This window comes from Pseudomonas sp. CCNWLW23 (genome assembly GCF_037095675.1).
In the GTDB taxonomy this organism is placed as follows: domain Bacteria; phylum Pseudomonadota; class Gammaproteobacteria; order Pseudomonadales; family Pseudomonadaceae; genus Aquipseudomonas; species Aquipseudomonas atacamensis.
The window spans coordinates 57,218-76,414 of sequence record NZ_JBAWKM010000001.1 but is presented as its reverse complement, the minus strand read 5'-3'; the positions used below and the strand labels follow the sequence as shown (position 1 = coordinate 76,414).

At 60.6% G+C, this 19,197-nt stretch carries 17 protein-coding genes and 1 riboswitch; of the genes, 6 read left to right on the top strand and 11 right to left on the bottom strand.

What is annotated here, in order from left to right; all coding sequences use genetic code 11:
* Positions 1-385: 385 nt before the first annotated feature.
* Both V8J63_RS00330 and V8J63_RS00325 read left to right on the top strand, forming a co-directional pair.
* Positions 386-937, top strand: a complete 552-nt coding sequence (locus V8J63_RS00330) for a cytochrome b (RefSeq protein WP_073471054.1) — start codon at positions 386-388, stop codon at positions 935-937.
* Between the two features lie 31 nt (positions 938-968).
* A complete protein-coding gene (locus V8J63_RS00325) occupies positions 969-1,547 on the top strand; it encodes a YceI family protein (RefSeq protein WP_125925455.1) in 579 nt (192 codons plus the stop codon).
* A gap of 249 nt (positions 1,548-1,796) precedes the next feature.
* Here V8J63_RS00325 and V8J63_RS00320 read toward each other — a convergent pair whose 3' ends face one another.
* The 5 genes from V8J63_RS00320 to ahcY all read right to left on the bottom strand — a co-directional run bounded on the left by V8J63_RS00320 (position 1,797) and on the right by ahcY (position 8,350).
* Positions 1,797-3,659, bottom strand: a complete 1,863-nt coding sequence (locus V8J63_RS00320) for a DEAD/DEAH box helicase (RefSeq protein ID WP_016772767.1) — start codon at positions 3,657-3,659, stop codon at positions 1,797-1,799.
* Between the two features lie 221 nt (positions 3,660-3,880).
* Positions 3,881-4,693 carry a substrate-binding periplasmic protein gene (locus tag V8J63_RS00315; RefSeq protein ID WP_130902442.1) on the bottom strand — a complete coding sequence of 271 codons (813 nt, stop codon included), beginning with the start codon at positions 4,691-4,693 and terminating at the stop codon, positions 3,881-3,883.
* Positions 4,694-4,780: 87 nt separating this feature from the next.
* A complete protein-coding gene (locus V8J63_RS00310; RefSeq protein ID WP_125925561.1) occupies positions 4,781-5,863 on the bottom strand; it encodes a hypothetical protein in 1,083 nt (360 codons plus the stop codon).
* A gap of 73 nt (positions 5,864-5,936) precedes the next feature.
* Positions 5,937-6,782, bottom strand: coding sequence for a methylenetetrahydrofolate reductase [NAD(P)H] (metF, locus tag V8J63_RS00305; RefSeq protein WP_016772770.1), 846 nt, complete (start codon positions 6,780-6,782; stop codon positions 5,937-5,939).
* A gap of 158 nt (positions 6,783-6,940) precedes the next feature.
* Positions 6,941-8,350: an adenosylhomocysteinase gene (gene ahcY / locus V8J63_RS00300; RefSeq protein ID WP_016772771.1), complete on the bottom strand. Its 1,410-nt coding sequence runs from the start codon at positions 8,348-8,350 to the stop codon at positions 6,941-6,943.
* Positions 8,351-8,373: 23 nt separating this feature from the next.
* A riboswitch (S-adenosyl-L-homocysteine riboswitch) is annotated at positions 8,374-8,472 on the bottom strand.
* Positions 8,473-8,670: 198 nt separating this feature from the next.
* Between ahcY and V8J63_RS00295 the strand changes: the two genes are divergently transcribed.
* Together V8J63_RS00295 and V8J63_RS00290 are read left to right on the top strand one after the other, a co-directional pair.
* Complete coding sequence (locus V8J63_RS00295) at positions 8,671-9,075, top strand: acyl-CoA thioesterase (RefSeq protein ID WP_016772772.1); 405 nt, start codon at positions 8,671-8,673, stop codon at positions 9,073-9,075.
* A gap of 174 nt (positions 9,076-9,249) precedes the next feature.
* Positions 9,250-10,137, top strand: a complete 888-nt coding sequence (locus V8J63_RS00290; protein WP_016772773.1) for a formate/nitrite transporter family protein — start codon at positions 9,250-9,252, stop codon at positions 10,135-10,137.
* Here the strand turns inward: V8J63_RS00290 and V8J63_RS00285 are convergent, their stop codons facing one another.
* Together V8J63_RS00285 and V8J63_RS00280 are read right to left on the bottom strand one after the other, a co-directional pair.
* On the bottom strand, positions 10,138-11,403 hold the full coding sequence (locus V8J63_RS00285; protein WP_073471058.1) for a cation:proton antiporter: 1,266 nt from the start codon (positions 11,401-11,403) through the stop codon (positions 10,138-10,140).
* A gap of 249 nt (positions 11,404-11,652) precedes the next feature.
* Positions 11,653-12,822, bottom strand: a complete 1,170-nt coding sequence (locus V8J63_RS00280; protein ID WP_073471059.1) for an MFS transporter — start codon at positions 12,820-12,822, stop codon at positions 11,653-11,655.
* A gap of 332 nt (positions 12,823-13,154) precedes the next feature.
* Between V8J63_RS00280 and V8J63_RS00275 the strand changes: the two genes are divergently transcribed.
* Positions 13,155-13,538 (top strand): MAPEG family protein, encoded by a 384-nt coding sequence (locus V8J63_RS00275; RefSeq protein ID WP_122612379.1) that lies wholly within the window; start codon positions 13,155-13,157, stop codon positions 13,536-13,538.
* Positions 13,539-13,652: 114 nt separating this feature from the next.
* Here V8J63_RS00275 and mltA read toward each other — a convergent pair whose 3' ends face one another.
* Positions 13,653-14,837 (bottom strand): murein transglycosylase A, encoded by a 1,185-nt coding sequence (gene mltA, locus V8J63_RS00270; protein ID WP_130888287.1) that lies wholly within the window; start codon positions 14,835-14,837, stop codon positions 13,653-13,655.
* A gap of 128 nt (positions 14,838-14,965) precedes the next feature.
* Here mltA and V8J63_RS00265 point away from each other — a divergent pair, with 128 nt between their 5' ends.
* The gene (locus V8J63_RS00265) at positions 14,966-15,415 is read left to right on the top strand and encodes a c-type cytochrome (protein WP_125925460.1); all 450 of its coding nucleotides are present in this window, start codon (positions 14,966-14,968) and stop codon (positions 15,413-15,415) included.
* Between the two features lie 183 nt (positions 15,416-15,598).
* Here V8J63_RS00265 and V8J63_RS00260 read toward each other — a convergent pair whose 3' ends face one another.
* From V8J63_RS00260 to metK, 3 genes are all read right to left on the bottom strand, one after another.
* Positions 15,599-15,994 carry a DUF1090 domain-containing protein gene (locus V8J63_RS00260; RefSeq protein WP_016772779.1) on the bottom strand — a complete coding sequence of 132 codons (396 nt, stop codon included), beginning with the start codon at positions 15,992-15,994 and terminating at the stop codon, positions 15,599-15,601.
* A 97-nt stretch (positions 15,995-16,091) separates the two neighbouring features.
* Positions 16,092-17,768 carry an NAD-dependent DNA ligase LigB gene (gene ligB / locus V8J63_RS00255; RefSeq protein ID WP_130888286.1) on the bottom strand — a complete coding sequence of 559 codons (1,677 nt, stop codon included), beginning with the start codon at positions 17,766-17,768 and terminating at the stop codon, positions 16,092-16,094.
* A gap of 221 nt (positions 17,769-17,989) precedes the next feature.
* Complete coding sequence (gene metK / locus V8J63_RS00250; RefSeq protein WP_024014624.1) at positions 17,990-19,180, bottom strand: methionine adenosyltransferase; 1,191 nt, start codon at positions 19,178-19,180, stop codon at positions 17,990-17,992.
* Positions 19,181-19,197 lie beyond the last annotated feature (17 nt).

Below are 19,197 nucleotides of genomic sequence, written 5' to 3'. Positions count from 1 at the left end.
ACGGGCAATTTTTCCCCGGCGGCTATGGTTCTGAACTGGCGCACAAGTGCCACATAGACCCCTACAGTGCCGAATGCCTGCAACCGCCGGCAGTACTTCATAACTGATCGGCCATGAATGGCTGGTCAGTCAAAACTCCCACTTGAAGAACTCTGTCCCGTTCGGCAGTTTCCTCAGCCACTTTTGCTTGGGTTTGCGCAGGCGCCCGATATCAAAACCGTTCATTTGTTCAAGCGCCCTATCCTGAGATCGCCTTTAATCCTTCCTTAACACCTCGCTCGCAGACTCTTGATCGTATTTCTCGATATTTCAAAGCAAAATTTTCCGCTTTAATTCGATAGATAACTCGCTAGTCTTGGTTCGCAGTTCTCACAGGATTTGGGCAATGCAGCTACGTAACTCTTCTTCGCGCTATGGTTGGGTCAGCATCTTCATGCACTGGGGCGTGGCGCTGGCGGTCTTCGGGCTGTTTGCGCTGGGTCTGTGGATGGTCGGGCTGGATTACTACAGCACCTGGCGCAAAGACGCGCCGGATCTGCACAAGAGCATCGGTCTGGTGCTGCTCGCGGTGATGGTGTTGCGAGTGGTGTGGCGTTTCATCAGCCCACCGCCGCCAACGCTGCAAAGCTACAGCCGCATGACCCGTATCGGCGCCAAGTTCGGCCACGGGTTTCTGTATCTGGCGCTGTTCGCTGTGATGATTGCCGGTTACCTGATTTCCACCGCAGACGGTGTCGGGATCCCGGTGTTTGGCCTGTTTGAAGTTCCTGCACTGCTCTCCGGACTACCGGATCAGGCAGATACCGCTGGGGTGATTCATCTCTGGCTGGCGTGGGCACTGGTAATTTTTTCCGGTCTCCATGCGTTGGCAGCATTGAAGCACCACTTTATCGATCGTGATGCGACCCTCACTCGAATGCTCGGTCGCAAAGCCTGAAATTCAACCTCGACTCAAAGGAAAAGAAAGCATGTTGAAAAAGACTCTGGCCGCTCTGGCAATCGGTTCTGCACTGCTCTCGGCTGGTCAGGCCATGGCTGCGGACTACAAAATCGACAAGGAAGGCCAGCACGCCTTCGTTGACTGGAAAATCAGCCACCTGGGTTACAGCTTCATCCACGGTACTTTCAAAGATTTCGACGGTACTTTCTCTTGGGATTCGGCCAAGCCTGAAGCCAGCAAGATCTCTGTGGATGTGAAAACTGCCAGCCTGTGGTCGAACCATGCTGAACGTGACAAGCACATCGCCAGCAAAGACTTCCTCGACGTGAGCAAGTTTGCTGATGCCAAGTTCGTCTCCACCGCCGTTAAATCGACCGGTGAAAAGACTGCTGACGTGACCGGCGACCTGACCTTGCACGGCGTGACCAAGCCTGTGACCTTCAAGGCCACATTCAACGGCGAAGGAAAGGATCCATGGGGCGGCGAGCGCGCTGGCTTCAACGCCAAGACCACTCTCAATCTGAACGATTTCGGGATCAAGGGCCCAGGCCCAACCTCGCAAACTGCAGATCTGGATATCTCGCTGGAAGGTGTGAAAGTTAAATAACTTTCGCTCGCCACAATAAAACGCCCCTGGTCAAAAGGCCCGGGGCGTTTTTTATTGCCTGCGACACATCCCCTGTGGGAGCGAGCCTGCTCGCGAAAGCGGTCATTCCGGCAACATCATTGCTGACTGACCCGCCGCCTTCGCGAGCAGGCTCGCTCCCACAGGGGTATTGCGGTGTGGCAGAGATATCGAGGTAAAAAAATGCCCCGGCTCTTTCGAGCCGGGGCATTTTTCATTGCGGCTTGAAACTCAGCGATTGCGGGTCAGCAGTGCTGGTTTCTCGCCACGCGGGCGGCTTGGCAGTTGATCGAGCTGCTCAGGCGTCGGGAAGCGGTCGGCTTTCGATTCCTTGTGCATGATCTTCGGACCGTTGCTGCGCGGGTTCTGCACGGCCGGTTCGCTGCGTGGCTGATCGTCACGGGCCGGACGGCGGTTGCGCGGCGCGGATTCGTCACGACGACCCTGACCGTCACGCGGTGCGCCATTGCGCGGGCCGCTGCGTTTGGCCGGTGGCGTGCCGGTGCTCGAACCGTTGCTGTTGCGCGGACCGTTCTGGCGTCCCTGAGGCTGACCACCGCGTGGTGCGCCTGCGCCTTGCGCCGGTGCGCCCGGACGACGGCCACGGCCGCCGGCAGGAGCGGCCTTCGGCACGTAGTCAACGCGGTTACCGAAGTTATCGATATCGTCGTCGAGGAACTCGTCCGGGGCACGGTCAGCCGCTGCACGCGGTGGCTGGCTCGGGCGCTGTTCGCGGCTCGGCGTGCCTTCGCGCGGTTTCTGCTGACGGGCAGGGCGCTCGCCACGTTCACCGGCCGGCTTTTCCTTGCCCTTGTCTTTGCCTTTGTCCTTGCGACCGCCGCCACCGCCGCCGCCATTCGGGCCGTCGCCACGCGGGCCACGAGAATTGCGCGGGTTGCGGATGTCCGGACGCTCGCGGGCTTCCGGCTTCTCCGCTTCGATGGTGCTGGAGTCGAAGCCCATCAGATCGCCGTCGGCAATCTTCTGCTTGGTCATGCGCTCGATGCTTTTCAGCAGCTTCTCTTCGTCTGGCGCGACCAGCGAGATCGCTTCGCCGGAACGACCGGCGCGGCCGGTACGGCCGATACGGTGCACATAGTCTTCATCGACGTTCGGCAGCTCGAAGTTGACCACATGCGGCAACTGATCGATGTCCAGGCCACGGGCAGCGATGTCGGTGGCAACCAGAATGCGTACTTCGCCGGCCTTGAAGTCGGCCAGGGCTTTGGTGCGCGCGTTCTGGCTCTTGTTACCGTGGATCGCCACCGCCGGCAGGCCATGTTTGTCCAGGTATTCAGCGAGACGGTTGGCGCCGTGCTTGGTGCGGGTGAAGACCAGTACCTGTTCCCACGCGCCGGCGGTGATCAGGTGCGCCAGCAGCGCACGTTTGTGGCTGGCCGGCAGGCGGAACACGCGTTGTTCGATGCGCTCGACCGTGGTGTTCGGCGGCGTCACTTCGATGCGTTCCGGATTGTGCAGCAGTTTGCCGGCGAGGTCGGTGATGTCTTTGGAGAAAGTCGCCGAGAACAGCAGGTTCTGACGCTTGGCCGGCAGACGTGCGAGGACTTTCTTCACGTCGTGGACAAAACCCATGTCGAGCATGCGGTCGGCTTCGTCGAGAACGAGAATTTCCACGTGGGACAGATCGACGCTGCCCTGGCCGGCGAGGTCGAGCAAGCGACCTGGGCAGGCGACGAGGACGTCGACGCCACGGGACATGGCCTGGACCTGCGGGTTCATGCCAACGCCGCCGAAGATGCAGGCGCTGACGAATTTCAGGTCACGGGCGTAGATCTTGAAGCTCTCGTGCACCTGGGCCGCGAGTTCGCGGGTCGGGGTCAGGACCAGCACGCGCGGTTGGCGCGGGCCGTGACGCTGGGATTTGTCCGGGTGACCGTTGGGGAACAACCGCTCCAGAATCGGGAGGGCGAAACCGCCGGTTTTACCGGTACCTGTCTGAGCCGCCACCATCAGGTCGCGACCTTGCAACACGGCGGGAATGGCCCGCTGTTGCACCGGAGTAGGCTCGGTATAGCCCGCATCTTCGATGGCACGGACTAAAGCCTCGGAGAGACCGAGGGAAGCAAAGGACATGAGTAATCCTGTTTTAGTTAGGGCTTGGCCCAATGGGAGTCTTGCCTGGCGCGAATCACGTTTAAGAGGACGCAATCCCGTCCGGTCCAGCGGCGGTTCCGAAGGCACGTCAGGAGCGCTCGCGCGGGCTGGAAGCTGCGCTGTAGCGGGTCGAGAGGCCTGTTACGGTTCCGGGCGTCCGGGCGTGAGCCTGGCGGGAACGCCGGAGTATAACAGAGCAATCACTGCGCGCTGCTTTCCTGCTGCTCAACGGTTTTGCCGCCGGCCGTGGCCGGGCGCATTGGTGCGCCATCAACAGGTGCGGCACCATAGCGCGCGCTGAGCTCGGCGTAGGCCGGTTCGCGCTTGAAACGCTTGAGCTCGGCGCCGAAACGCTGCACCAGCAAGTCCATACCGGCATTGCGCCGAACCGCAAGAAACTGGCTCTGACGGCTGATAACCGTCGGGTTTTCCGTGATCAGATCGCGAATATTCAGCTCATCGAGCAAATGCTGACCGACGCGGCGATCGGTAATCAGCAGGTCAATCCGCCCGCGCACCAGTTTGCCGAAATTGGCTTCATGGGTCGGTGCCGGCTCACGAACAAACAGGTCCGACTGGCTGAAGTCAGGGCTGTACAGATAACCCGGCGAGGTGCCGATGGTCAGGCCTTTGAGTTGTTCGAGGGTGTTGAAAGGATGCGGCCGCTCATTGGCGTAGAACATCACGAATTCGACGTCGGACAAAGGTTCGCTGGGATAGAGCAGGGTGGCGTCGCGTTCGGCGCTGTGAAAGATGTCCAGCGCACCGTCGGCCTGGCCGGTCTCGAGCATCGACAGGCAGCGCTTCCACGGCAGGAACTGCCATTCCACTTCAATGCCCAGACGCTGGAACACGATGGCGGTGGTTTCGTAGTCAAGACCAAGGTTCTTGCCACCCTGTTCGTAGACGTACGGCGCCCACGGCTCGGTGACAATACGCAACTTCTCCCCCCGAGCGGCGACGCTCAGGCAAGTCAGAATAATAACGCTCAGCAGTTGGGCAATAAGGGGCATGGCCTGAGGTTAGTACGCGAAACGCCTGATGAGAAGCTCTGGCATGCATGTTTCGCGCAGACCCCGGGCGCAATGGCCGTGATGGCCTTATTTGCTTGCGGTTTTCAGCAGGTGTTGGTGGACCTTGGCGTGGCGCGCACCCAAGATCCGCTTGACCAGGCCGCGACTGAACCAGTCCCTGAGCAAGTGCCTGCAAACCGGCTTGCCAATGCGTTGCTGCTGGTTTTCCAGCGCCTTGTCCCACCAGACCGCTGCACACGCCTGATCGAACTCGTTGGGATGTTCATAGCAGCCGTAAAGGATTTCGCGAATGAACTGACGCAGATGCGCCGGCAGCAGCAGCGTGACGAGCTTGTAGAACATCCGCTGCAGGCGCGGTGGTCGAGGCAGTTGCGGTGATACACGTCGGGTGTCGTCCAGTGCAGCCTCGCCGGTCGGGTTGTCGCCATGTTTGGCGACCCAGGCCTGAACCTTGGCCCTGAACAAGTGCTTGCGGCTCCAGTAATGGTGAATCAGATCCGGGCACTTGTTGACGTCGAGCGTGCGATAGGCAGCCACTGACAGGCAGAACTCTTCGAGGGTGTAGGCGCCCTGTGCCGACGGGAACAGCTCATCAATCAAAGCGATGGAGCGGTCCAGCACGTGAGCGTCCTGCCGGTGCAAGCCGATGACGCCGGAGTTGAGCAGGCGCATGTGATCGTCAGTCAGGCCTTTGTCCAGCAGGGTTGCCGACAGCGTGCGGTAGAGCAGGCTCATCTTGTTGTCGCCATAGCGGGCGTAGTAGTCATTGCACAGCAGGGTGCCGGGCTGCACCCGCTCGAACAGTTTCAGCGGCGAGCAGTGGAAAAATGTATCGGTGTCGATCAACAGCGCCGTTTCATGCTCTTCAAGTACCGAGCGCAACGCGACATGTTTGATGCGGAAATGATAACCGTGGGGCTCGCTCCATTTCTGGCGCGTTTCGGCGTCCAGAGGGCGAACGCGCACGGGGAGATGCGCATAGGGTTGCGGATTGTCGCTGAAGACCTGGATATCGATCGCGGCATCCGGCGTCTCGCGCAACCACGCCAGAGCACTGGCGATGCTGAAAACAGCTTCCTGATGGTAAGTCTCGGCACCGAAAACCAGATAGACCAGTTGAGGGCGTGTTTTTGTTTGCGCGCAGATCATCGACAACAATATTCCATTTGTGCTTTTCGGTGAAAAGGCCCGGTGAGGGCCTTTTTTATCGCATGGAAAACCTTCAGCGCGGCAGCTTGAGGTTGTTCCAGATGGCCAGGCTAGGTTCGGCCTGGTTCATCGAGTAGAAGTGCAGCCCCGGCGCGCCGCCCTGCAGCAGGCGTTCGCACATCTCGCTGACGACTTGTTCGCCAAAGCTTTGAATGCTTCGCGTGTCATCGCCGTAGGCTTCCAGTTGCTTGCGGATCCAGCGCGGAATTTCCGCACCGCAGGCATCGGAGAAGCGTGCGAGTTTGCTGTAGTTGGTAATCGGCATGATCCCCGGCACGATCGGCAGATCCACGCCCAGCGCCTGCAAACGGTCGACGAAGTAGAAGTAGCTGTCGGCGTTGAAGAAGTACTGGGTGATCGCGCTGTCGGCACCGGCCTTTGCCTTGCGCACGAAGTTGGCGAGATCGTCTTCGTAGTTGCGCGCTTGCGGATGCATCTCCGGGTAAGCGGCGACTTCGATGTGGAAATGATCGGCGGTTTCTTCACGAATGAATTCCACCAGTTCATTGGCGTGACGCAGCTCACCGCTGGTCATGCCCATACCGGACGGCAGGTCGCCACGCAGGGCGACGATGCGCTTGATGCCGGCAGCCTTGTATTCGTTCAGCAGGCCGCGCAGGTCGTCCTTGCTGTCACCGACGCACGACAGGTGCGGAGCGGCGGGTACTTTGACTTCGTTTTCCAGCTGCAACACGGTGTTGAGCGTGCGATCACGGGTCGAACCGCCAGCGCCGTAGGTGCAGGAAAAGAAATCAGGGTTGTAGGTGGCCAACTGACGGGCAGTGGCGAGCAGCTTTTCTTGCCCGGCATCGGTCTTGGTCGGGAAAAACTCGAAGCTGTAGCGACGGTCTTGGGACATGGTCATACCCTTGGAAACAAGTACCTCGAGGCGCTGCAATCCGGTGTAGGAGCGAGCCTGCTCGCAAAAGCGCTGGGTCAGACAACACGGATGTTGAATGATAAGCCGCCTTCGCGAGCAAGCTCGCTCCCACAGGGAGAGCGAGCATTCAGCGCCTGTTAGTAGCGATAGGCGTGCGGCTTGAACGGGCCTTCGACGGTGACGCCGATGTAGTCAGCCTGTTGCTTGGTCAGTTGGGTGACCACGCCGCCGAAGCCGCGAACCATTTCCAGGGCCACTTCTTCGTCGAGTTTCTTCGGCAGCACTTCAACGGTCAGACGCTCGGCTTTCTGCGCTGGCGACAGGTCGGCGTATTTCTGGCCGAACAGGAAGATCTGTGCCAGAACCTGGTTGGCGAACGAACCGTCCATGATGCGGCTCGGGTGACCGGTGGCGTTGCCCAGGTTCACCAGACGGCCTTCGGCCAGCAGGATCAGGTAGTCGTCGTTCTGTGGGTCGAAGCTGCCGGCACCGGTGCGGTGAACCTTGTGCACCTGTGGCTTCACTTCTTCCCATGCCCAGTTCTTGCGCATGAAAGCGGTGTCGATTTCGTTGTCGAAGTGACCGATGTTGCAGACAACGGCGCGCTTCTTCAGGGCTTTGAGCATGTTCGCGTCGCAAACATTGACGTTACCGGTGGTGGTCACGATCAGGTCGATCTTGCCCAGCAGCGCTTTGTCGATGCTCGCTTCGGAACCGTCGTTGATACCGTCGATGAACGGCGACACCAGTTCGAAACCGTCCATGCAGGCTTGCATGGCGCAGATCGGGTCAACTTCGGAGACTTTAACGATCATGCCTTCCTGACGCAGGGACTGGGCCGAGCCCTTGCCCACGTCACCGTAACCGATGACCAGCGCTTGCTTGCCGGACAGCAGGTGGTCGGTGCCGCGCTTGATCGCGTCGTTCAGGCTGTGACGGCAGCCGTACTTGTTGTCGTTCTTGGACTTGGTCACCGAGTCGTTGACGTTGATCGCCGGGATCTTCAGCTCGCCCTTGGCCAGCATGTCCAGCAGACGGTGTACGCCGGTGGTGGTTTCTTCGGTCACGCCGTGAACGCGATCAAGCACTTGCGGGTATTTCTTGTGCAGCAGCTCGGTCAGGTCGCCGCCGTCGTCAAGGATCATGTTGGCGTCCCATGGCTGGCCATCCTTGAGGATGGTCTGCTCCAGGCACCACTCGTACTCTTCTTCAGTTTCGCCTTTCCAGGCGAACACCGGGATACCGGCGGCAGCGATAGCGGCAGCGGCCTGATCCTGAGTGGAGAAAATGTTGCAGGACGACCAGCGCACTTCGGCACCCAGTGCAACCAGGGTTTCGATCAGCACGGCAGTCTGAATGGTCATGTGGATGCAGCCGAGGATTTTTGCGCCCTTGAGCGGCTGCTCGGCAGCGTATTTGCGGCGCAGACCCATCAGGGCAGGCATTTCCGATTCGGCGATGATGGTTTCGCGACGGCCCCAGGCAGCCAGGGACATGTCGGCAACTTTGTAATCGGTAAAATCGGCAGGCGTGTTGACAGCGCTCATGAAGAGCCTCCATTCGTAATGTATGCGAATGGGCGCCGTTGTGCGTTTAGTGTCCGGCGTGAGCCGGTCAACGCCCCATCCGAGCCTGACAGGTCGAACCTGCTGCAGCGCCCCTCGGACAGGTGGCGGGAAAACGGTAGCCAGTGAACGTTACCGTTTTTTGAAACGGGGGCGATTATAGCCGCCCGGGCTGATCTTCCAAAGGGTTTCTGTCGGCCAGATGAAGATAGCCAATGGCGACCATAGTCGCAGCTGCCTGGAGCCTGACTGAGCAGTCTGCCAAGATGGGCGCATCTTTCGGCAAGCGCTCAGGAGTGAACATGAATTTCCACACCCGCAAATGGGTTAAACCCGAAGACCTCAACCCCAACGGCACCCTGTTCGGCGGCAGCCTGCTGCGCTGGATCGATGAAGAAGCGGCGATCTACGCCATCGTGCAACTGGGCAACCAGCGTGTGGTGACCAAGTACATTTCGGAAATCAACTTCGTCAGCGCCTCGCGCCAGGGCGACATCATCGAACTGGGCATCACCGCCACCGAATTCGGCCGCACCTCGATCACCCTGACCTGCGAAGTGCGCAACAAGATCACCCGCAAGAGCATCCTGACCGTCGAGAAGATGGTGTTCGTCAACCTCGGCGAAGACGGCCTGCCGGCGCCGCACGGGCGGACCGAGATCAAATATGTGAAAGACCAGTTCAAGGATGACGAAGCTGTTCAATAAGATCGGCGGCGCATTCTTCGCGAGCAGGCTCGCTCCCACAGGTACAGCGTGATCCTTGTGGGAGCGAGCCTGCTCGCGAAAGCGGTTGCCAATTCAGCGGAGATTCGCCTGGCCACTGAACAGCCATGAAGCGCAACGGTCGTAGCTACATCGCCCCCCACCGGTTGCCACGCCATGACCACCCCCACCAGCGACAAGACCCCCGACCTCTCGGCCAAGGAGCAGCACGAAGTCGAGAAGAGCCAGCCGCCGCGCGCGGCCGTTCTGCATGAAATCATCCGCACCCAGGGCGATCAGGAACTGGAGCGCAGCATTGCCGCGCTGTGGTGGTCGGCGCTGGCGGCAGGGTTGACCATGGGCCTGTCGCTGATGGGCATGGGATTGCTCAATTCGCGCCTGCCCGACGGCGACGAATTCAAGGTGATCGCCAGTTTCGGCTACTGCGCCGGTTTCCTCGCGGTCATCCTCGCGCGCCAGCAACTGTTTACCGAAAACACCCTGACCGCCGTGCTGCCGGTGATGACCAGGCCGACGCTGAAGAATTTCCTGCGCCTGATCCGTCTGTGGACAGTGGTATTGGTCGGCAACCTCTGCGGGACGATTCTGGTGGCGTACGTGATGCTGGAACTGCCCATTTTCGACAGCAAGACCGACGTCGCCTTCCTCGAAATCGGCCGCAAGGTCATGGAGCATAGCGCCAGTCAGATGTTCGCCAAGGGCATCGTCTCCGGCTGGATGATCGCCACCATGGTCTGGATGATCCCGTCCATGGAGAGCGCGAAGATGTGGATCATCATCCTCATCACCTACTTCATGGCGCTGGGCGACTTCACCCATATCGTTGTCGGATCGGCGGAAGTGTCGTATCTGGTGTTTGCCGGCGAGTTGCCGTGGAGTGATTTCTGGGCGGTGTTCGCCGGGCCGACGCTGGCGGGGAACATCATTGGCGGCAGCTTTATCTTCGCGCTGATCAGCCATGCGCAAATTCGCAGTGAAAGCGGTGCGCCGAAGGAATCTGCGGATCAGGCTGTCAAGCCCGACCCGCAGTCGATCAAGAAATGATCAGTGGTGGGCTGGCTCAGGCACGACGGCCGGCTCATTGCGCGTTGCGTGCTTGACCAGTTTGCCGATGGTCAGGCCCTGCAGCAGGATCGATGACAGCACAACGATGTAGGTGATGCTCAGCAGCAGGTCGCGTTCCGGGCCCAGCGGCAGGGCCAGCGCCAGGGCCACCGAAACACCACCGCGCAAACCGCCCCAGGTCAGGATGCGGATGGTGCCGGCCGGCACTGAGCGCCAGCGGCGCAGCAAAAGGATCGCTGGCGCCACGGTGAGCAGGCGCGACAGCAGGATCGCCACCGCCAGCAGGCCTGCGGCGGCCATGTGCAGCCAGTTGAACGGCAGCAGCAACAGTTCCATGCCGATCAGCGCAAACAGCAGCGCGTTGAGCATGTCATCGAGCAATTCCCAGAAGCCGTCCAGATAACGCCGGGTCATGTCGTTCATCGCCAGATTGCGCCCCAGGTTGCCGATGATCAGGCCGGCCACCACCATCGCAATCGGTGCCGAGACGTGCAGTTCGGTGGACATCGCCGAACCGCCGATCACCAGGGCCAGGGTCAGCATGACGGTGATCTGGTGCTGCTCGACGCTTTTGATCATCCGATAGACCAGATAACCGATCAGCCCGCCGAACAACACGCCGCCGATCGCCTCATGGACGAAGAGCATGGCCGTGGCGCTGACGGTCGGGGTTTCGCCCAGTTGCGCGATGCCCAGCAGCACGGTGAAGACCACCACCGCCGTGCCGTCGTTGAACAGTGATTCGCCGACGATGGTGGTTTTCAGTGGTTTCGAAGCGTTGGCGGTACGCAGTACGCCGAGCACGGCAATCGGGTCGGTCGGTGAGATCAGCGCGCCGAACAACAGGCAGTAGAGGAAACTCACGTGCCAGCCGAACAGGGCAAAAATGTAGAAGGCCAGGCTGCCGATCACCACGGTGGCGATCAACACGCCGAAGGTCGCCAGCAGGCCGATCGGCCAGCGGTAGCTGCGCAAATCATTGAGGTTGACGTGCAGGGCGCCGGCGAACAGCAGGAACGAGAGCATCCAGTTCATCAGCAGATCGCCGAAATCGATCTGGCCGATCAGTTGCTGCACGCGGTCTTCGAGGCCGGGAAAGCCGAGGACGCTGAGGCCTTGCAGGAGCAGTGAGAACAGCAGGGCGGTAACCATCACGCCGATGGTCGGCGGCAGGCCGATAAAGCGGAAATTGACGAAGGTCAGGAGGGTGGTGAGGCAGATGAAAGCGGCGACGAGTTCAAGCATCCGGGGTCCTTTGGATGGAGAGTGAATGGAGCGCGACCGGAGGTTGGACGCAGGGGTTTGATGGGCAAACAGCGACATGGGACACACCACAGTTCATTGTGGCGAGGGGATTTATCCCCGCTCGGCGGCGAAGCCGTCGCAATCGGGCTTATCGATAATTCCTGACAAAACCCGATCGAAGGTTTTGGGGCTGCTGCGCAGCCCAACGGGGATAAATCCCCTCGCCACAGGTGGTTAGTCGCAGAGGTCTCAGCCAGTCACATTGACCGCACTCGCCCGCCGACGTTGCAGGTAAATGAACAACAGCGCCGTCAGCACCGTCAGCACGCCGACCAGCGCCCCGGTCCACGGCAGGTCCGCCAGATCCGCGCCGCTGGCAACCACCAGTCCGCCGATCCAGGCGCCTGCGGCATTGCCAAGGTTGAACGCGCTCTGGTTCAGCGTCGAACCCAGATTCGGCGCTTCATGCGCCTGATCGATGATCAGCAACTGCAGAATCGGGCACAGCGCAAAAGCGAAAATTCCCCACAGCACCAGAGTGATCGCCGCCGGAATCACCGAACGGCTGGTCTGGCTGAACGCCGCGAGAATCACCACGACTGCCAGCGCAACGCCGACCAGTGACGGCAGCAAGCGGCTATCGGCCAGACGACCGCCGAGCATGCTGCCCGCTGTCAGGCCGACGCCGAACAACAGCAGCATCACCGTCACGCCGTGGGGGCTGACGCCAGTGATGTCTTGCAGGATCGGTGCGATATAGGTGAACACGCTGAACAGGCTGGTCGAGGCCAGCACGCTCATGCCCAGCGCCAGCAGCACGTTGGCCTTGCCCAGCACTTTGAATTCGCTGGCGAGGTTGGCTTTGTCCATTGCGATGTGTTTTGGCAGCCACAACCACTGCGCCAGCGCCGCAACAATGCCGATCACCGACACCGCCCAGAAGGTCGAGCGCCAGCCAGCGTATTGGCCAAGCGCTGTGCCGAGTGGCACGCCGAGCACGTTGGCCAGGGTCAGGCCGGTGAACATCATGGCAATGGCTTGCGCGCGTTTGTTCGGCGCCACCAGGCCGGCGGCAACCACCGAGCCAATGCCGAAAAACGCCCCATGACACAGCGCCGTGACCACCCGCGCCGCCATCAGCGTCGCGTAGTTGGGTGCCAGCGCGCAGAGCACGTTGCCGAGGATGAACATCAGCGTCATGCCCAGCAATGTCGCTTTGCGCGGCATATTGGCGGTGCCGATCGCCAGGATCGGTGCGCCGAACACCACGCCCAGGGCGTAACCGGTGATCAGCAGCCCGGCGTGAGGAATGCTCACCGCCAGATCGCGGGCGACGTCGGGCAGCAGGCCCATGATGACGAATTCGGTAGTGCCGATGCCGAACGCGGCAACGGCGAGTGCAAGCAAAGCGAGGGGCATGCGCAAGGTCTCTGTCGGTAGTCTTGACGCTTTGATCAGGCATACGCGTGCCAGCGACCGTTTTCGAAGAAAGCGGAGCAGGCAGCTTTTATTGGAATTTTTTGGTGTGCAGCTGAGTACGGCGTGGTGGGTTGCAGTATAAACAGCTGCTGACACATGACGAATCAATAATCTGACTAATCGACGGCGCGCTGGAAGTGCCTTGTTATATCCAGCTGAAAGAACCTTTCTGCCGGGCGCGGCTCTTAGCCTGTGGGCAGGTGCTGATCGGCATGCTGGTGATGAATTTCTGATCGCTCGCCAATTTCTCCAATCGAAAAAAGGACGACGTTATGACAGTGGCTCTGTGGTGTGTGTTGGTCGCGATTTTCCTGCCGTACGTATGCACGATCGTGGCGAAGGCCACCGGCGGTTTCCGCCTCAAGGACAATTATGATCCACGGGACTTTCTCGACAGCGTCGATGGCGTCGCCCGTCGCGCCCACGCCGCGCAACTGAACAGCTTTGAAGTAACGCCTGCGTTTGCCGCTGCGGTGATCGTTGCGCACCTGGTCGGCACTGCGCAGCTGGTGACGGTCAATGTGCTGGCCGTGCTGTTTATCACCAGTCGCCTGCTGTACATCATCTGCTACCTGGCTGACTGGGCTGCACTGCGTTCGGTGGTGTGGTTTATCGGGATGGGGCTGATTGCTTCGTTCTTCTTTGTGTCGATCTGATTATCGGCTATTGCTGCCGGCCTCTTCGCGAGCAGGCTCGCTCCCACATGGAAATGCATTTCAGATGTGGGAGCGAGCGTGCTCGCGAAAGCGATGGATCAGACTACGAAGAACCTAAGACTTTTGCTTCGGTGTATCCGCCACCTGCGGCACTTGCGGCAACTCTTGTCCTTTAGGCCAGAGCATCCAGATCTGCCCCTGCTGCTTCATGTCCCCGGCCAGTTGCCCGGCCGCATCACCCGTGCCCCAGAACAGATCCGCGCGCACCTCACCGGCAATCGCGCCGCCGGTATCCTGCGCCGCGACCGGGCGCACCAGTGGGGTGCCATCCGGTTTGGTGGTCGACAGCCATAACAGACTGCCCAACGGAATCACCTTGCGATCCACCGCCGCGCTGTAGCCGGCGGTCAGCGGCACGTTCAGCGAGCCGCGTGGGCCTTCGTTGCTGTCCGGGTTGCGGGTGAAGAACACGTAGCTGGGGTTGCTGGCGAGCAGTTCCGGAATGCGCGTGGGGTTGGCCTTGGCCCAGTTGCTGATCGCGCTCATGGTCACGTCTTCTTTCTTCAGCTCGCCTTGCTCGACCAGCCAGCGACCGATCGGCCGGTACGGGTGGCCGTTCTGATCGGCGTAGGCGATGCGCAACTGTTTGCCGTCCTCGGTCTGGATCCGGCCCGAGCCCTGGATCTGTAGAAATTGCAGATTCATCGGGTCAGTCAGATAGGCGACCACTGGCGCTTTCACGCCTTTGGATTCAATGGTCGCCGCGTCGTCGTAAGGCTTGAGCACGCGACCTTCGAGGCGACCGCGCAGGCGCTTGCCCTTCAATTCCGGGTAAATGCTGTCGAGCGAGACGATGATCATGTCTTCCGGCACACCGTACACCGGCACGTTCGCCGTTGCGGTGGGCGTCAGGCTGCCGGGGTACACCGGTTCGTAGTAGCCAGTGATCAGACCATTGGGGTTGTCATTCTCGGCGCGCAGGCCGTAGACATCGAGATTCTGCTTGAGGAATGCACGAATCTCGGCGGCGCTTTGCGGCACATTCACCGCCGCAGCGCAGGTCGGCCCCCAGACTGTGTCGGCTTTGAGTCGTGTGCAGGCGCTGCGCCACGAGCCGAAACCGGCGACCAGATCGCTATCGGATACCGCTGGCAAGGCTTCCCATGCCGCGCTGGAATAGGTAGCCAGCGCATGGGTTTTTGGTTTGGCGCTGTCGCCGCCTGTGCAACCGGCGAGGATGGCGAGCAGTGGAAGGGTGACGATAAGCGGGTGACGCCAGGCCGTGAAGCGGCTGTTCATGGAGTGATTCCTGTGCCGGTTGGTCGAGTGCTCCATGCGCTCGACCAACCCGTATTTTTAATAGGGCTATTGGTGTTTGGCGGTGAGCCGAGGATACTGGCCGCCGATTTCCGCGACCTGAAGCCACCATGACTCTGAAACCCATTGCTGTTGTATTGCTGGCCTGCCTGACCTTGTCCGCCTGTGGCGGTGTCGACCCGAATTCGCCGCTGGGTCAACGCAAGGCCATCTTCAAGCAGATGCTCAAGACCAGCGAAGACCTCGGCGGCATGTTGCGTGGGCGCATCGCCTTCGACGGGCCGAAATTCGCCGAGGGCGCGGTCAGACTTGATGAGTTGGCCCATGAGCCGTGGAAGCATTTTCCGCAGGTGCGCGAGGAAGATCACACCAGCGCCAAAGATGATGTCTGGCAGAAACAGGCGCGTTTTCAGGAACTGGCCCGCGCCCTCGAGACAGCCACCGGTGAATTGGTGGTCGCCAGTCAGGTTCAGCCGTACAAGGCCAGCAATCTTGGGCCGGCAGTGCAGAAAGTTGAAGATGCCTGCAGTGCTTGCCATAAAGAGTTTCGCGATCATTGATTCCTGAGGCTGCTGAGTACGTTGTGGCGAGTGAGTACCTTGTGGCGAGGGGATTTATCCCCGATGGGCTGCGAAGCAGCCCCAAAACCATACAGCCGAGTTTTTTCAGTCGGACCCGACCAGCCGAATTTGCGACCGCTTCGCCGTCGGACGGGGATAAATCCCCTCCCCAAAGGGCTTCGGTTACTTATCGATCTCGTCCAGCGCTTCCTGCAGTTCCTTGCGCGACTCGGCGAGCTTTTCCTTGCGCTTGTTGATCTTCTCCGGATCGCCCTTCTTCATGGCCTTGTCGAGGTCCGCCTGACGCTGGCTCACCTCATGCTTGGCCTCAAGCACTTTGTTCTCACGTTCTTTTTTCAGCCCGGCGTCGGTGCAGTGTTCATTGACTTCACGCAGTGCGGTTTCCAGGCCTGCCTGCTGCTCCATGTTGCCGCGCGACTTGGCCTGTTCGATCTGATTGATGATGCCCTGCTTCTTGGCAGCGCAACCGGTCAGGCCCGGGCCGTCTTCTTCGGCCATGACCGGAGCGGCCATGACGCCGCAAAGAGTAAGCAGGGCGAGCGGTGCGAGAAATTTCATAAAAGCTCCATGTGCAAAGGCAATCGGGGTGGGAGGGCACTGCGCTGTTGGAGCGTCTGGCCGGCCGTTGGGTTCCCGCCGGGCGGGGATTGCAGGTTCAGAAGCCGTCGATTCCGGCGGCTTTCAGGGTTTCACTCAAAGCCAGTACCTGCGGGTCGCGAAAGAATGCGCTCAGTTGCGCCGCGCGTCCCGGGCCGATGCCGGCTTCTGCCTGCCATTGTTCAGTGTCGCGTTGTGCCAGGGCCTGCCACGAATCGTCCAGTTGTGCCTGTCCGGTCGGCGGCATGCCCAGCGCTTTCAACCATCGAGCGAACGGCTGTTGCCGCGCGCCCTCAAAACTCTGGATCAAACGTGCGCTGCTGCGCTCGCCGAGGCCGGCAATGTTAGCAAGCTCTGACGCATCGAGGGTCAGCCAATCCAGCAGGTGTTTCAGACGGCCTGTTTCCAAAAGTTTCTCCCAGGTGCCGCGACCGACATGCTGCATGGCCAGGCCCTGCTTGCCACTGAGCCAGGTCAGACGCGCGAGAAACTGGCTTTCACACCCCGGCGTCGGCTGCCAGCAGCTCAGGGCGTGGTAATCGCCGGCATCGGGAATGCTGATGTCTGCCCGTTCGCTGGTGCGCAGCACGACACTGTCGAGGCGCGGAATGGTCAGCCCGGCCAGACTGATTGCCACCTGATCGCCGGGACGGATGTCGAGGGTTTGCCAGCGCTTGAGCGAGCTGACGCTGACCCGTTTGATCTCGCGGTCATCGAGTCTGACGGGCAGCAGTTCCAGCACCGGCGTGATCCGCCCGGTGCGGCCGATCTTGAAACTGACCTTGCGCACTTCGGCCAATGCCTGGGCGAACGGGTATTTCCAGGCGATCGCCCAATACGGCGCGCGAGCCTGCCAGCGTTCGGCAGGTGGCCGTTGGCTCTGACGCAGCACCACGCCGTCGCTGGCAAAGGGCAGTGGCGAGCGATACCAGTGTTCACGCCATTTTTGCGCGTCCTCGAATCGGTTGATGGGCTGTGTATAGGTTTCGGTTGCAGCGAATCCCAATGCCTGGAGTTCGGACAATCTCTCCGGCAGCCGCACAGGACCTTGCGGCCAGTCCCAGACAAACAGGCCGATCCCGGCGGCCTGTTCAACATCGAGTGTTTTACGTCCCATCATCCCGGCGATGGTGGCGCGGGCATTGACGCTGCCGGACTGTGATTGAACATGGGCGTTCAGGCGCCAATAGAGTTCGCCCTGTACCAGCAGATCCCGTGGCTGCCTCAACCGTTGCGGAATGGCTGCGATCCTGCGCGCGGAGGCGGTCCAGTCCTGGCCGTTGACCCCGTCACCGCGACTGATCGCCTGCTGCAATATTCCCTGGCGGTAGATCAGCGTGACAGCCACGCCGTCGACCTTGGGCTGCACCCAGACGTTCTGGCGATCGCGCAACCAGTGGGCGACGTCTTCGGCTTTGTGCAGCTTGTCCAGGCCGGTGTGGGCGATGGGGTGGGTGACCGGGCCGGACGCGGTGTGCAACGGCTGCGGGGATGAGGGTTGGTTGAAACAGGCTTGCCATTCTTTCAGCCGCAGCCGGGACTGGTCATAGAGTTCGTCGCTGATCAATGAGCGGCCTTCGCGGTGATAGGCGTCGTCCCATTGGTCGATCCGGTTTTGCAGGGCGGTGATTTCGCGTTGGGCTTGGGAAAGATCCCAGTTCGGGCAGTTGGCTTGGCTGACGAGGGTGATGAGTGCCAGCAGGAAGGCCAGCAACAGGCGCAGTGTGAAGAGCATTGTGAGCGTCCTTGCTCGGGGGGTGATGCTTGAAGGGTAGGTGAGGATCTGAAGAACGTTGCGCGGCTTTTTTGCGAACTGTTTCGGGGCAGGGGAATTGGTGTTGCCGGGGCGGGCGCCTTCGCGAGCAGGCTCGCTCCCGCAGGGATCTCAAAAATCTGTCAGGCATGAAAAAGCCCCGCACGGCGCGAACCGTGCGGGGCTTTCTTGCAGCCAGGGTATTACAGGCCAGCGGCGGAACGCAGGGCGTCGGCGCGGTCGGTTTTTTCCCAGGTGAACGTGGTGAAGCTGTCTTCGCCAACGGTCTTGGTCTGCGGCGCACGACCGAAGTGGCCGTAGGCTGCGGTTTCCTGGTACATCGGGTGCAGCAGGTCGAGCATGGTGGTGATTGCGTATGGACGCAGGTCGAACACTTCACGCACCAGTTTGATGATCTTGTCATCGCTGATCTTGCCGGTGCCGAAGGTGTTCAGCGAGATCGACGTAGGCTGGGCCACACCGATCGCGTAGGAAACCTGAATCTCGCAACGCTCGGCCAGGCCGGCCGCAACGATGTTCTTGGCCACGTAACGGCCAGCGTAGGCAGCCGAACGGTCAACCTTCGATGGATCCTTGCCGGAGAACGCGCCGCCGCCGTGACGGGCCATGCCGCCGTAGCTGTCGACAATGATCTTGCGGCCGGTCAGACCGCAGTCACCTACCGGGCCGCCAATGATGAACTGGCCGGTCGGGTTGATGTGGAACTGGGTGTCCTTGCTCAGCAGTTCGGCAGGCAGTACGTGCTTGACGATCAACTCCATCACGCCTTCGCGCAGGTCTTTGTACGACACTTCCGGGTTGTGCTGGGTCGACAGCACCACAGCGTCGATGCCGACAACCTTGCCGCCTTCGTAACGGCAGGTCACTTGCGACTTGGCATCCGGACGCAGCCAAGGCAGCAGGCCCGACTTGCGTGCTTCAGCCTGACGCTGCACCAGTTGGTGCGAGAAGGTGATCGGCGCTGGCATCAGCACGTCGGTTTCGTTGCTGGCGTAGCCGAACATCAGGCCCTGGTCGCCGGCGCCCTGATCTTCAGGCTTGGCACGGTCGACGCCTTGGTTGATGTCAGGGGACTGCTTGCCGATGATGTTCATCACGCCGCAGGTGGCGCCGTCGAAGCCGACTTCGGAGCTGGTGTAGCCGATGTCGCAAATCACGTCACGAACGATCTGCTCCAGGTCGACCCAGGCGCTGGTGGTCACTTCACCGGCAACGATGGCCACGCCGGTCTTGACCAGGGTTTCCACGGCCACGCGAGCGTGTTTGTCCTGGGCAATAATGGCGTCCAGCACCGCATCGGAAATCTGGTCGGCGATTTTGTCCGGATGTCCTTCAGACACGGACTCGGAGGTGAAGAGGGAGTATTCGCTCATCTCGATGTTTTCCTGAA

Excerpts from the sequence above, each read along its gene's own strand:
- V8J63_RS00330 (WP_073471054.1), top strand. The coding sequence starts at position 386 with ATGCAGCTACGTAACTCTTCTTCGCGCTATGGTTGGGTCAGCATCTTC.
- V8J63_RS00325 (WP_125925455.1), top strand. The coding sequence starts at position 969 with ATGTTGAAAAAGACTCTGGCCGCTCTGGCAATCGGTTCTGCACTGCTC.
- V8J63_RS00320 (WP_016772767.1), bottom strand. The coding sequence starts at position 3,659 with ATGTCCTTTGCTTCCCTCGGTCTCTCCGAGGCTTTAGTCCGTGCCATC.
- V8J63_RS00315 (WP_130902442.1), bottom strand. The coding sequence starts at position 4,693 with ATGCCCCTTATTGCCCAACTGCTGAGCGTTATTATTCTGACTTGCCTG.
- V8J63_RS00310 (WP_125925561.1), bottom strand. The coding sequence starts at position 5,863 with ATGATCTGCGCGCAAACAAAAACACGCCCTCAACTGGTCTATCTGGTT.
- metF (WP_016772770.1), bottom strand. The coding sequence starts at position 6,782 with ATGTCCCAAGACCGTCGCTACAGCTTCGAGTTTTTCCCGACCAAGACC.
- ahcY (WP_016772771.1), bottom strand. The coding sequence starts at position 8,350 with ATGAGCGCTGTCAACACGCCTGCCGATTTTACCGATTACAAAGTTGCC.
- V8J63_RS00295 (WP_016772772.1), top strand. The coding sequence starts at position 8,671 with ATGAATTTCCACACCCGCAAATGGGTTAAACCCGAAGACCTCAACCCC.
- V8J63_RS00290 (WP_016772773.1), top strand. The coding sequence starts at position 9,250 with ATGACCACCCCCACCAGCGACAAGACCCCCGACCTCTCGGCCAAGGAG.
- V8J63_RS00285 (WP_073471058.1), bottom strand. The coding sequence starts at position 11,403 with ATGCTTGAACTCGTCGCCGCTTTCATCTGCCTCACCACCCTCCTGACC.
- V8J63_RS00280 (WP_073471059.1), bottom strand. The coding sequence starts at position 12,822 with ATGCCCCTCGCTTTGCTTGCACTCGCCGTTGCCGCGTTCGGCATCGGC.
- V8J63_RS00275 (WP_122612379.1), top strand. The coding sequence starts at position 13,155 with ATGACAGTGGCTCTGTGGTGTGTGTTGGTCGCGATTTTCCTGCCGTAC.
- mltA (WP_130888287.1), bottom strand. The coding sequence starts at position 14,837 with ATGAACAGCCGCTTCACGGCCTGGCGTCACCCGCTTATCGTCACCCTT.
- V8J63_RS00265 (WP_125925460.1), top strand. The coding sequence starts at position 14,966 with ATGACTCTGAAACCCATTGCTGTTGTATTGCTGGCCTGCCTGACCTTG.
- V8J63_RS00260 (WP_016772779.1), bottom strand. The coding sequence starts at position 15,994 with ATGAAATTTCTCGCACCGCTCGCCCTGCTTACTCTTTGCGGCGTCATG.
- ligB (WP_130888286.1), bottom strand. The coding sequence starts at position 17,768 with ATGCTCTTCACACTGCGCCTGTTGCTGGCCTTCCTGCTGGCACTCATC.
- metK (WP_024014624.1), bottom strand. The coding sequence starts at position 19,180 with ATGAGCGAATACTCCCTCTTCACCTCCGAGTCCGTGTCTGAAGGACAT.